22 protein-coding genes are annotated in these 11638 nt (G+C 59.3%); 1 reads left to right on the forward strand and 21 read right to left on the reverse strand.

Annotated features, from left to right (window positions below; translation table 11 throughout):
• Positions 1-12: 12 nt before the first annotated feature.
• From rplR to rpmC, 9 genes are all read right to left on the reverse strand, one after another.
• Positions 13-372, reverse strand: a complete 360-nt coding sequence (gene rplR, locus MF268_RS22550; RefSeq protein WP_088635299.1) for a 50S ribosomal protein L18 — start codon at positions 370-372, stop codon at positions 13-15.
• Between the two features lie 11 nt (positions 373-383).
• Positions 384-917: a 50S ribosomal protein L6 gene (gene rplF, locus MF268_RS22555; protein WP_238373041.1), complete on the reverse strand. Its 534-nt coding sequence runs from the start codon at positions 915-917 to the stop codon at positions 384-386.
• A gap of 10 nt (positions 918-927) precedes the next feature.
• Positions 928-1320 (reverse strand): 30S ribosomal protein S8, encoded by a 393-nt coding sequence (gene rpsH, locus MF268_RS22560; protein ID WP_238373042.1) that lies wholly within the window; start codon positions 1318-1320, stop codon positions 928-930.
• 13 nt (positions 1321-1333) lie between these two features.
• A complete protein-coding gene (gene rpsN, locus MF268_RS22565) occupies positions 1334-1639 on the reverse strand; it encodes a 30S ribosomal protein S14 (RefSeq protein ID WP_238373043.1) in 306 nt (101 codons plus the stop codon).
• An 18-nt stretch (positions 1640-1657) separates the two neighbouring features.
• Complete coding sequence (gene rplE / locus MF268_RS22570; RefSeq protein WP_088635295.1) at positions 1658-2221, reverse strand: 50S ribosomal protein L5; 564 nt, start codon at positions 2219-2221, stop codon at positions 1658-1660.
• Complete coding sequence (rplX, locus tag MF268_RS22575) at positions 2214-2525, reverse strand: 50S ribosomal protein L24 (protein ID WP_238373044.1); 312 nt, start codon at positions 2523-2525, stop codon at positions 2214-2216. The genes rplE and rplX overlap by 8 nt, the downstream gene beginning before the upstream one ends.
• Entirely contained in the window at positions 2525-2893 is a 369-nt protein-coding gene (gene rplN, locus MF268_RS22580) for a 50S ribosomal protein L14 (RefSeq protein ID WP_088635293.1), read from the reverse strand. Before rplN ends, rplX begins: the two co-directional genes overlap by 1 nt.
• Positions 2894-2974: 81 nt before the next feature.
• The gene (gene rpsQ / locus MF268_RS22585; protein WP_088635292.1) at positions 2975-3205 is read right to left on the reverse strand and encodes a 30S ribosomal protein S17; all 231 of its coding nucleotides are present in this window, start codon (positions 3203-3205) and stop codon (positions 2975-2977) included.
• An 11-nt stretch (positions 3206-3216) separates the two neighbouring features.
• On the reverse strand, positions 3217-3423 hold the full coding sequence (gene rpmC / locus MF268_RS22590) for a 50S ribosomal protein L29 (protein WP_238373045.1): 207 nt from the start codon (positions 3421-3423) through the stop codon (positions 3217-3219).
• Positions 3424-3649: 226 nt separating this feature from the next.
• On the opposite strand from rpmC, the gene MF268_RS22595 reads away from it, so the two are divergent.
• On the forward strand, positions 3650-4270 hold the full coding sequence (locus MF268_RS22595) for a 2OG-Fe(II) oxygenase family protein (protein WP_238373046.1): 621 nt from the start codon (positions 3650-3652) through the stop codon (positions 4268-4270).
• Here MF268_RS22595 and MF268_RS22600 read toward each other — a convergent pair.
• From MF268_RS22600 to MF268_RS25505, 12 genes are all read right to left on the reverse strand, one after another.
• Positions 4251-5135 carry a DMT family transporter gene (locus MF268_RS22600; RefSeq protein WP_238373047.1) on the reverse strand — a complete coding sequence of 295 codons (885 nt, stop codon included), beginning with the start codon at positions 5133-5135 and terminating at the stop codon, positions 4251-4253. The genes MF268_RS22595 and MF268_RS22600 overlap by 20 nt on opposite strands.
• 302 nt (positions 5136-5437) lie before the next feature.
• Entirely contained in the window at positions 5438-5956 is a 519-nt protein-coding gene (locus tag MF268_RS22605) for a DUF421 domain-containing protein (RefSeq protein ID WP_238373048.1), read from the reverse strand.
• Between the two features lie 273 nt (positions 5957-6229).
• Complete coding sequence (gene rplP / locus MF268_RS22610) at positions 6230-6643, reverse strand: 50S ribosomal protein L16 (protein WP_238373049.1); 414 nt, start codon at positions 6641-6643, stop codon at positions 6230-6232.
• 12 nt (positions 6644-6655) lie between these two features.
• On the reverse strand, positions 6656-7363 hold the full coding sequence (gene rpsC / locus MF268_RS22615) for a 30S ribosomal protein S3 (RefSeq protein WP_088635287.1): 708 nt from the start codon (positions 7361-7363) through the stop codon (positions 6656-6658).
• Positions 7363-7743: a 50S ribosomal protein L22 gene (rplV, locus tag MF268_RS22620; protein ID WP_088635286.1), complete on the reverse strand. Its 381-nt coding sequence runs from the start codon at positions 7741-7743 to the stop codon at positions 7363-7365. The genes rpsC and rplV overlap by 1 nt, the downstream gene beginning before the upstream one ends.
• A 3-nt stretch (positions 7744-7746) precedes the next feature.
• A complete protein-coding gene (gene rpsS / locus MF268_RS22625; RefSeq protein WP_238373050.1) occupies positions 7747-8025 on the reverse strand; it encodes a 30S ribosomal protein S19 in 279 nt (92 codons plus the stop codon).
• Between the two features lie 3 nt (positions 8026-8028).
• The gene (gene rplB, locus MF268_RS22630; RefSeq protein WP_088635284.1) at positions 8029-8871 is read right to left on the reverse strand and encodes a 50S ribosomal protein L2; all 843 of its coding nucleotides are present in this window, start codon (positions 8869-8871) and stop codon (positions 8029-8031) included.
• Positions 8872-9266: 395 nt separating this feature from the next.
• Entirely contained in the window at positions 9267-9563 is a 297-nt protein-coding gene (locus MF268_RS22635) for a 50S ribosomal protein L23 (protein WP_238373051.1), read from the reverse strand.
• Entirely contained in the window at positions 9560-10177 is a 618-nt protein-coding gene (rplD, locus tag MF268_RS22640; RefSeq protein ID WP_088635281.1) for a 50S ribosomal protein L4, read from the reverse strand. Before rplD ends, MF268_RS22635 begins: the two co-directional genes overlap by 4 nt.
• Complete coding sequence (rplC, locus tag MF268_RS22645) at positions 10174-11040, reverse strand: 50S ribosomal protein L3 (RefSeq protein WP_238373052.1); 867 nt, start codon at positions 11038-11040, stop codon at positions 10174-10176. Before rplC ends, rplD begins: the two co-directional genes overlap by 4 nt.
• Positions 11041-11058: 18 nt before the next feature.
• Positions 11059-11373, reverse strand: coding sequence for a 30S ribosomal protein S10 (gene rpsJ / locus MF268_RS22650; RefSeq protein WP_008756422.1), 315 nt, complete (start codon positions 11371-11373; stop codon positions 11059-11061).
• 188 nt (positions 11374-11561) lie between these two features.
• The coding region (locus tag MF268_RS25505) for an EF-Tu C-terminal domain-related protein (protein WP_238373293.1) at positions 11562-11638 on the reverse strand (77 nt) is incomplete at its 5' end.

Raw genomic sequence — 11638 nt, forward strand, 5'->3', positions numbered from 1 at the left:
GACCGTCTGCACTTAGATCTTCAGCCCGCCTTCACGCGCAGCGTCGGCCAGAGCCTTCACCTTGCCATGAAAGAGGAAACCGCCACGGTCGAAATAGGCTTCTTCCACGCCCGCCTTTTTGGCGCGCTCGGCGATTGCAGAACCGACCTTGGCGGCCGCTTCCACGTTGTTCTTGCCCACAACGCCCAGATCTTTTTCCAACGTGGATGCCGACGCGAGCGTGACACCTTTCACATCGTCGATCAGCTGGACGCTGATGTTCTTGCTCGAACGGTGAACAGAAAGACGAAGACGTCCTGCGTTCACTTTGCGAAGCTTGTTCCGGACGCGCAGGCGGCGCTTCAGAAACAGTTGTCTTTTGCTGTTTGCCATCTGACTGGTCCTTACTTCTTCTTGCCTTCCTTGCGGAAGATATACTCGTCCTTGTACTTGATCCCTTTGCCCTTGTAGGGCTCGGGAGCACGCCAGGCGCGGATATTCGCTGCGACCTGACCAACGAGCTGCTCATCGATACCTTCGACCACGATCTCGGTCTGCTTGGGCGCGGTCACGGTCACGCCATCGGGCGCCGTGAAGTCCACGTCATGCGACAGGCCGAGGTTCAGCTTGAGGGTATTTCCCTGCATCTGGGCACGATAACCAACACCGTTGATTTCAAGCTCGCGCTTGAAGCCGTTGGTGACGCCGGTCACCAGGTTGGCGATCATCGTGCGGGACATGCCCCACTGCTGACGCGCGCGCTTGGATTTGCCGCGCGGAGTCACGGTGATGACGTTATCTTCGACCGAAATCGCGATATCGTCGGTTGCCTTGAAGGTCCGGGCGCCCTTGGGGCCTTTCACTTCGACGGTCTGGCCCGAAACAGAAGCAGTTACGCCGCTGGGGAGCTCGACCGGTTTTTTACCAATACGAGACATTCAGACCTCCTTAGAATACGGTGCAGAGCACTTCGCCGCCAACATTGGCTTCGCGTGCGGCTGCATCCGACATCACACCTTTGGGTGTGGAGACAATCGACACACCAAGGCCCTGACGAACCTGCGGGATGTCCTTGACGCCCATGTAAACGCGGCGGCCGGGGGTCGAAACCCGCTTGAGCTCGCGAATGACAGGGATGCCTTCGTAATACTTGAGGCTGATTTCCAGCGCCGGATGACCGTCTTTGCCGGTCGTCTCTTCGTAGCCGCGGATGTAGCCTTCGTCTTTCAGCACGTCCAGAACCCAGGCGCGCAGTTTGGACGCCGGTGTCATAACCGTCGACTTGCCGCGAAGCTGCGAGTTCCGGATACGGGTGAGCATATCTGCGATAGGATCGTTCATCTTATGCCCTCCCTTACCAGCTCGATTTCACGAGGCCGGGGATCTGCCCCGACGAACCGAGGTCGCGAAGCGCGATACGGCTGATTTTCAGTTTGCGATAGTAGGCGTGCGGACGGCCGGTGAGCTGGCAGCGGTTGTGCAGACGCACAGCAGAGCTGTTGCGCGGCAGTTTCGCCAGCTTGAGGGACGCGCGGAAACGCTCTTCCATCGGTTTGCTTTCGTCGTTCACGATCGCTTTCAGCTCGGCGCGCTTGGCGGCATATTTCTCCACCAGGCGTTCGCGCTTCTTTTCGCGTTCGATCATTGCTTTCTTAGCCATGTCTAATCCTTCCCGCGCTTACGAATTGAAGGGCATGTTGAAATGCTTCAACAGCGCCTTTGCTTCGGCGTCGGTCTTTGCCGTGGTGGTGATGATGACGTCCATGCCCCAGACTTCGTCGACCTTGTCGAAGTTGATTTCGGGGAAGACGATATGTTCCTTGATGCCCATGGCATAGTTGCCGCGACCATCGAAGCTCTTGCCCGAAACGCCGCGGAAGTCGCGGATACGGGGCATTGCAACGGTGATCAGGCGATCGAGGAATTCGTACATCCGGTCACCACGGAGGGTCACCTTGGTGCCAAGCGGCATATCTTCACGGACGCGGAAACCGGCGATCGATTTCTTTGCCTTGGTGACGACGGCCTGCTGACCGGCGATCGCGGTCAGATCTTCCTGAGCCGATTTCACCTTTTTGGTGTCGCGAACAGCTTCGGCGCCAGCGCCGATGTTCAGGACGATCTTGTCCAGGCGCGGGATCATCATGTCGTTCGAGTAACCGAACTCTTCCTTCATCGCCGCCTTGATGGTGTCGTTGAAGACCGTACGCAGACGCGGGGTGTAGTTTTCAGAATCAAGCATCGATCACGTCCCCCGTGGTTTTGGCAAAGCGCACTTTCTTGTCGCCTTCGATCTTGAAGCCAACGCGGGTCGGCTTGCCGTTTGCGTCAACGAGCGACAGGTTCGAGAGCTGGATCGGCATCGCCTTGGGGATGCGACCGCCCTGGCTGGTCTGGCTTTGACGGGTGGCGCGGATGGCAACGTTGATGCCTTCCACAACGGCTTTGCCGGCTTTGGGGTCGACGGACTGGATAGTGCCCTTCTTGCCCTTGTCCTTGCCAGCAAGCACGATGACTTCGTCACCTTTTTTCAGTTTAGCGGCCATCAGAGCACCTCCGGCGCCAGCGAGATGATTTTCATGAAGTTCTTGGCGCGCAGCTCACGAACAACCGGCCCGAAGATACGGGTGCCGACGGGCTCGTTGTTATTGTTCAGAATAACGGCGGCGTTGCGGTCAAAGCGGATGGCGGTGCCATCTTCGCGACGAACTTCCTTGGCGGTGCGAACGACGACGGCCTTACGGACATCGCCCTTTTTAACACGACCGCGCGGAATGGCTTCCTTTACGGATACTACGATGATGTCGCCGACACCCGCGTATTTCCGCTTGGACCCACCCAGGACCTTGATGCACTGAACTCGGCGTGCGCCGGAGTTGTCAGCAACATCCAGATTGGTCTGCATCTGGATCATATGGTTTCTCCCGACCTTTGGGGACAGGCTCTCATTCGCTCTGCCCCAGGGTTTCGCTCAAACTGAAAAAATCCGGGAAGCTTACGCTTCCAGAACTTCCCAGCGTTTCGTTTTGGACTTGGGTGCACATTCGATGATGCGCACGGTATCGCCCGTCTTGTAGGTGTTCTTCTCGTCATGCGCACGGTACTTCTTGGACCGGCGGATGGTCTTTTTCAGAACCGGGTGTGTAAAGCGGCGTTCGACCGAAACGGTTACGGTCTGTGCGTTGGCGTCGCTGGTGACGGTGCCTTGCAGAATACGTTTGGGCATCTATCGGCTCCTTATTCTTGCGACGCCGCGGCTGCGGCTTTCTGGTTCAGAATGGTCTTCACGCGGGCAGCGTTGCGACGCGCCGCACGGATCCGCGCCGGATTTTCGAGCTGGCCGGTGGCCTGCTGAAAGCGCAGGTTGAAGCTTTCTTTTTTCAGGTTGGCAAGTTCTTCGCGGAGCTGGTCCGGAGTCTTGTCATTCAGTTCCTTGGCGTTCATGTCGCCCTTCCTTTCAACATCACTGGCAGGCCCCTTGCCTCTGCGCGAGGGTCACCGTGATTCCAGTGGAGTTCATGATGAAGTGGCCATTTAGACGCCAAGCGCCCATAAAGCAACCCCTGTCTGTCCCTGCCGGGGGATTTGCCTTCAAACGGGCGAAATAACCCGCATTTACTGGCGATTTTGCCCTCTCGCCTTGGCTGTGACCCTGCGCTATCACAGCCCCATGTCACAGATCGAGTCGCTTTTCGCCACCCGCCTATACCGCGCCGCCCTGTCGGAGTTCGGCCCTGCCATCGACCGCGAAGAGCTGGAAGGCTCTTGCTGGTCCATTGCCGAGGATGATGAAGCCGGGCAGGACTGGTGCGAAGAGAACGGCTATCCCGGTTACACGAGCTATGCCTCGCTGACCGATCTTGGCTGGCGGTTCCCGATCTTCAAGGATCTGACCAAGGCGCTGGATCAACATGTATTGGCCTTTCTCGAAGATCTCGAATTCGATCTCGACGGGCGTAAGCTGGTGCTGGACGATCTCTGGATCAATATCCTTGCGCCGGACGGGAGCCATGGCTCGCATATCCATCCACACAGCGTGATCAGCGGAACGACCTATGTGACGATGCCCGAGGATGCGAGCGCGATCAAGTTCGAAGACCCACGCCATGCGATGATGATGGCCGCCCCGCCCCGCCGCAAGGATGCGCGCAAGGAATTACGCAGCTTTATCTATGTCGCGCCAGAGCCGGGCGAGGTTCTGCTGTGGGAAAGCTGGCTACGTCACGAAGTGCCGATGAACCGCTCGGAGGACGAGCGGATCAGCGTCAGCTTTAACTACCGATGGGACTGACCTTGCGCCGTGCCGGGATCAGGGTGACCGTCACCAGCCCGGCAAGGACAAGCCCCGCACCTATCATGCTTTCGTAGGTGACCGGTTCGCCCACGATATAGATCGCCAGCACCCATGCGGTGACCGGCTCCATCAGGGCAAGGGTCACGGCGGTCGAGGCGGTCACGTAGTTCAGACCCCAGGTATAGAAGGCATAGGCCAGACCGGTGGCCGCGACGCCGAGGAAGGCGATGCCCATCAGCGCGCTGCCATCCAATGCCCAGCCAAGCGGCACGAAGGCGAGAATCGGCAGCGTCACCAGCGCGGCGATGCTGAACGTGCTGGCCGCGATGACGGTTGTAGGAGCCTTGTCGCTGATCCGGCTGGTGGCAAGCGAATAGGCCGCGTAGCAGGCCCCGGCCAGAAGCGCGATCACGATGCCAAGATAGGGTCGGTCACCGCTGCCCAGAGTAGAAAGCATGGCGACCCCGGTGATCGAAATTCCCTGCCCGAAGACGCGCATCCGGTTCGGTGTGCGGTTGCTTTGCAGCGATTCATATAGCGTGGCAAATACCGGCGCGCTGCCGATGGTGACGGCGGTGCCGACGCCGACGCCTGCGAGGGTCACGCCCCAGAAGAACAGGAGGTTGTAAAAGCCGATGGCGATACCGGCAAAGACGATCCCCGGCCAAGGCAGATCGGGCATCTTGGTGATGTCGTATTTCTGGGCGTAGGCAATGGCCAGAAGGGCGATGGACCCGACGAGAAGCCTCAGCGCGCCGACGGCAAGGGGATCGCGACCCTCGGGTAGCAGGCTTTGCACCGTGCCAGTTGTTCCCCAAAGAACCGCCGCCAGAACGACGGCCAGAACGCCGACTAATCTCATCACTTACCCCTGTTTCTATCTGAAGTTGCCGAGAAGGACGCTCGCGTGTCAACAATTGCTTACTGAATAAAACGATTGCCACACCAAGTGTTTGCTTCTCAGGCACCGGTCAGAACTTCGCTTTAAATATGAACGCCCAAAGCGCTCGACGGATGAAAATCAAGGCGCGGAAACGACGGTGGCCAATTGTCCCATCCTGCGCGCCTCTTCATGTAATAAATCCGGGTTTGGCCGATTCCCGCTTTGTTATTAGCATGAAATGCCGTCCGTCCGCGCGCCTTTTGCATGTGACCTGACCGGGGCTATTGGACGCGTCGCGTTCCATCGAGAAGGCTTTCCTGCAAGGTCGGTCCGTGGAGGACAGAGATATCTCCGGTTGTCTCAAGCACTACGGCCCGGACTTCGGAATAATCGAGCACATTAGCCTCGCGGAGCTTGGCGACCAGATCATCCTTGGCGACCCGCGTCGCGCGCAGCGCATCGTCAAAGATTTCACCATCCCGCATCAGCAGGACGGGCGCATTCTGGACCACGGTTTCAACGGTGCTCGAGGCGATGCGGAGCCTGGCCATAATATATTGGACGCCCAAGAGGGCGGCGATGGCGGCCAGCGATTGAACAAATGCGGGCCATTCAGAGGATTGACTTGCCCCTGCCAAGAGCGAGCCGGTGGCGACAGTGACCACGAAATCGAAAGCCGTCATCTTGGAAAAGGTGCGAAGGCCAACGACCCGCACGATGAAGATAACCCAAAACACCGTGATCGTTGCCAGGATGACGCCGGAGGCAATGCCGTCCGCAAGGGGCTGTTCAAAGAACATTGTCAGCCCCCCGCCGCAATGTTCTCAGGCGGCCGACCGACGCCCAGATGTTCCGAATGCGTGCGGACGGTTCGATAAAAGTTTCGATTGGCCTAATTCCTTTTGTTGTCGGGCCTCGGCTCCCCGCCGAATTCAACCTCTCTGGGTTGAACGCGCCACAGCATGTTTTGTTCATCCGCTCCGGGTGGAACATAGACCGAGGCACAACGAAAAACCCCCGCCGTTTGCACGACGGGGGTTTCCTGTTTCTGATCGGAGTTCCCTCCGGACCGCTTACCAGTCTTCGCGAACGACGACGCGAGTCTTGATCGGCAGCTTCATCGCGGCGAGGCGCAGGGCTTCGCGGGCGATTTCTTCGTTAACGCCGTCGAGTTCGAACATCACGCGACCGGGCTTGACCTTGCATGCCCAGTAATCGACGGAGCCCTTACCTTTACCCATCCGCACTTCAGTCGGCTTGGAGGTCACCGGGGTATCCGGGAAAATCCGGATCCAGACACGGCCCTGACGTTTCATGTGGCGGGTCATCGCGCGGCGAGCCGCTTCGATCTGACGTGCCGTCACACGCTCGGGTTGGAGGGCCTTGAGGCCGAAAGTCCCGAAGTTGAGGTCAGAACCGCCCTTGGCGAGACCGCTGATGCGGCCTTTGTGCTGCTTGCGGTATTTTGTACGCTTAGGTTGAAGCATCTTTCTTTCTCCTTAGCGGCGGCCACCGGCGCCACGCGGGGCCGGACCGTCCTGGAGTTCCTGTGCCTTGCGTTCACGCGCGGAGGGATCATGTTCCATGATCTCGCCTTTGAAGATCCAGGTCTTGATCCCGATGATCCCGTAGGCGGTTTGCGCCTCGACGTGAGCGTAATCGATATCCGCACGCAGGGTGTGCAGCGGCACGCGGCCTTCACGGTACCATTCGGTACGCGCGATTTCCGCACCGCCGAGACGACCGGCGAGGTTCACACGGATGCCGAGGGCGCCCATGCGCATCGCGTTCTGCACCGCACGCTTCATCGCGCGACGGAAGGACACACGACGCTCGAGCTGCTGCGCGATGGATTCACCCACCAGCGCGGCGTCGAGTTCAGGCTTGCGCACTTCGACGATGTTCAGGTGAAGCTCGCTGTCGGTCATATTGGCGATCTTCTTGCGCAGCGTTTCGATGTCTGCGCCTTTCTTGCCAATGATGACACCCGGACGGGCCGTGTGGATCGTGACGCGGCACTTCTTGTGCGGACGTTCGATGATCACGCGGGCAATACCGGCCTGCTTGCACTCATCCTTGATGAAATCACGGATCTTCAGGTCTTCGAGCAGAAGATCGCCGTAATCTTTCGTGTCGGCATACCAGCGGCTGTCCCAGGTGCGGTTGACCTGAAGGCGCATGCCAATCGGATTGACTTTGTTACCCATTAGGCTTGCTCCTCAACTTGACGCACCTTGATGGTGATCTCGGAAAACGGCTTTACGATCTTGCCGAACCGGCCACGGGCACGCGGACGACCGCGCTTCATGGTCATGTTCTTGCCAACATAGGCTTCGGCGACGATCAGCTCGTCCACGTCCAGGTTGTGGTTGTTTTCGGCGTTCGCGATGGCGGACTGCAGGCACTTGCGTACATCCTCGGCGATCCGCTTTTTCGAGAAGGTCAGATCGGTCAGCGCGCGATCAACTTTCTTGCCACGGATCATCGCGGCGACCAGGTTCAGCTTTTGCGGGGACGTACGGAGCATGCGCAGTTTTGCCATTGCTTCGTTATCGGCCACGCGGCGGGGATTTTTGTCCTTGCTCATGGCTTATTTCCGCTTCGCTTTTTTGTCAGCGGCGTGACCGTAATAGGTCCGGGTCGGCGAATACTCACCGAACTTCTGACCAATCATGTCTTCCGTGACGTTGACAGGAACGTGTTTCTTGCCGTTGTAGACGCCAAACGTCAGGCCCACGAACTGGGGCAGGATCGTCGAGCGGCGCGACCAGATCTTGATGACTTCGTGACGGCTGCCTTCGCGGGCCGCCTCGGCCTTTTTCAACACGTAAGCGTCGACAAAAGGACCTTTCCAAACAGAGCGAGACATGTCTTAGCGCCCTTTCTTCTTGGCGTGCCGCGAGCGGATGATCAGCTTGCTGGACGCTTTGTTCTTGTTCCGGGTCTTGGCACCTTTGGTCGGTTTGCCCCAAGGGGTAACCGGGTGACGACCACCAGAGGTACGGCCTTCACCACCACCGTGAGGGTGGTCGATCGGGTTCATCACGACACCACGCACAGAGGGGCGGATGCCCTTGTGGCGCATGCGGCCGGCTTTACCGTAGTTCTGGTTGCTGTTGTCGGGGTTCGAAACCGCACCGACAGTTGCCATGCATTCCTGACGGACCATGCGCAGCTCGCCCGAGGAGAGGCGGATCTGGGCGTAGCCTCCGTCACGGCCGACGAACTGGGCATAGGTGCCCGCGGCGCGTGCGATCTGGCCACCCTTGCCGGGCTTCATCTCGATGTTGTGCACGATGGTACCGATCGGCATGCCCGAGAACGGCATCGCGTTACCCGGCTTGATGTCGACCTTGGTGCCCGCGACGACCTTGTCGCCGACTGCCAGACGCTGCGGCGCGAGGATATAGGCCTGCTCGCCGTCTTCGTACTGGATCAGGGCAATGAACGCGGTCCGGTTCGGGTCATATTCGATCCGTGCAACGACGGCCGATACGTCGAACTTGTTCCGCTTGAAATCTACAACGCGATAGAGGCGCTTTGCCCCACCACCGCGGCGACGCGATGTAATACGTCCGGTGTTGTTCCGGCCGCCCGACTTCGTCAGACCCTCGGTGAGGGATTTGACGGGGCGTCCTTTCCACAGCTCCGAACGGTCGATCAGCACCAGCCCGCGCTGGCCCGGCGTCGTCGGCTTATACGACTTGAGTGCCATGCTTTCTGTCTTCCGTTTAGCAAACGCTGCCGTCGTTTCCCGCGCGGGGACGTAGGGCAGCTATGTATTGGGTACTTGCCGGACGGTTGGAATTGGCCGCCGCTGACAGACTACCCTATGTTACAGGGCCCCGAAGGTCCCCAGGTTCAATAAGCACAAGACCCCGGAACGAATCCCGGGGCCGCGTGATTGGGTGCGTCTAGCAGGGATGGGTGGGGGTGGCAAGGGGAAGAAGGACTGCAAATGTCGCCTTGCTTCTCTGGTTGAGGATTAGGATCTTGGACCTCTTTTGCGACCAAGTCGAGCCCCCCCTCAAACAACGCAAAAGCCCCCCGCCGTCCGGCGAGGGGCTTTCTTACTTCTAACGCTTGGCAGGGTCTCCCCTGCCCTCACGATCACAGACCGGTGGTCACGTCGATCGTGTTGCCCTCTTCAAGGGTCACGTAGGCTTTCTTGACGTCTTTCCGGCGGCCCATCTGGCCGCGGAAACGCTTTGCCTTGCCTTTGGTGATGGTCGTGTTGACGGCCTTCACCTTGACACCAAAGAGAGCCTCGACGGCCTCTTTGATCTGCGGCTTGTTGCTGTCGATCGACACTTCAAAGACAACGGCATTGGCCTCAGAGGCCATGGTTGCTTTCTCGGTGATGACCGGCTTGCGGATCACGTCGTAATGTTCTGCCTTGGCACTCATTTCAGTCGAGCCTCCAGTGCTTCGACACCCGCTTTGGTGATCACGAGCGTATCACGCTTGAGGATGTCATATACGTTGGCGCCCATCGTCGGCAGGATGTCCAGACCTTCGATGTTGCGGGCCGCCTTGGCGAAACCTTCGTTGACCGACGCGCCGTCGATGATCAGCGCGCGCTTCCAGCCAAGGCTGGCGATCTGCTTGGCCAGTGCACCGGTCTTGCCTTCGGCTTCGGCGGATTCAATCACGACCAGCTCGCCGGCTTTCGCCTTGGCGCTCAGTGCGTGACGCAGGCCCAGCTTGCGGAACTTCTTGGGCAGGTCATGCCCATGGCTGCGCGGGGTCGGGCCCTTGTAGATACCACCTTTACGGAAGATCGGCGCGTTACGGTCACCGTGGCGAGCGCCGCCGGTCCCCTTCTGGCGATAGATCTTCTTGGTCGAATAGCTGGTTTCCGAGCGGGTCTTGACCTTGTGGGTGCCCTGCTGCGCGTTGTTGCGCTGCCAGCGGACCACACGGTGCAGGATGTCGGCACGCGGTTCCAGGCCGAAGAGAGCTTCGTCCAGGTCCACGCTGCCGGCGGCGCCGCCGTCCAGTTTGATGACGTCGAGTTTCATTCTTCGCCTTCCTTCTTCTCGGCCGCGCCATCTTCTGCCTTGTCGGCTTCGATGTCGGCTTCGGCTGCTTTCAGCGCCTCGGCTTCTGCTGCGGCTTGCTCTTCGGCCAGACGCTTGGCTTCGGCTTCCGCCTCGGCGGCTGCGGCTGCGGCGGCTTCCTCGGCTGCTTTCGCGGCTTCTTCAGCGGCGGACTTCAGCGCGGCGGGCAGAATGGCGTTCTCGGGGAACGGCTTCTTGACCGCGTCCTTGACGGTGACCCAGCCACCCTTGGAGCCCGGAACGGCGCCCTTGACCATGATCAGACCACGCTCGGCGTCGGTTTTCACGACTTCGAGGTTCTGCGTGGTGACGCGCACGGCGCCCATGTGACCGGCCATCTTCTTGCCTTTGAAGACCTTGCCCGGATCCTGACACTGACCGGTGGAGCCGTGCGAACGGTGCGAAATCGACACACCGTGCGAGGCCCGCAGACCGCCGAAGTTGTGCCGCTTCATGGCACCGGCGAAACCTTTACCGATCGAGGTGCCGGCGACATCGACGTACTGACCTGCAAAGTAATGGTCAGCAGTGATTTCCTCACCGACGTTGATCAGGTTGTCGGGATCGACGCGGAATTCCGCGACTTTCCGCTTGGGTTCAACCTTGGCGGCGGAAAAGTGACCGCGCATCGCCTGTGAAACCCGCTTGGCTTTGGACGTACCTGCACCGAGCTGAACGGCAGTGTAGCCATCCTTGTCAGCGGTACGCTGGGCGACGACCTGAAGCTTGTCCAGCTGGAGAACGGTCACAGGGATCTGCTTGCCGTCTTCCATGAACAACCGGGTCATGCCGACTTTTTTTGCGATAATACCAGAGCGCAACATGTTTCTTGCCCTCCTCGCTTACGATTGCAGCTTGATCTCGACATCCACGCCAGCGGCGAGGTCGAGCTTCATCAGCGCGTCCACGGTCTGGGGGGTCGGATCGACGATATCCAGCAGACGCTTGTGCGTGCGGATTTCGAACTGGTCACGGGATTTCTTGTCTACGTGGGGACCACGCAGAACGGTGAATTTCTCGATCTTGTTCGGCAGCGGAATGGGCCCGCGCACATTGGCGCCGGTCCGCTTGGCGGTGTTGACGATCTCTTGTGTGGACGCGTCCAGCACACGATAGTCAAACGCCTTGAGCCGAATGCGGATGTTTTGGCTTTGGATGGCCATTTAGCAATCCCCTTCAAGGGCTTTTCAAGTTGAGAGGAGGAACGACGACCACCGCCGCCCCTCATCGAACCAATTTTTGGGTTCGGGCGTCACCGCCCGAAATTCAGCAGATGGAAAAGGCCGGCTTGGCTTTCAAGCCGACATTTCCCATTTTTGCGCTTCCTTGCGAAAGCCCTGCCGATTTACTCGACGATTTTCGACACCACGCCGGCGCCGACGGTGCGGCCGCCTTCGCGGATGGCGAAGCGGAGGCCCTGCT

The sequence above is a fragment of the Heliomarina baculiformis genome, assembly GCF_019966545.1.
GTDB classification, from domain to species: domain Bacteria; phylum Pseudomonadota; class Alphaproteobacteria; order Rhodobacterales; family Rhodobacteraceae; genus Heliomarina; species Heliomarina baculiformis.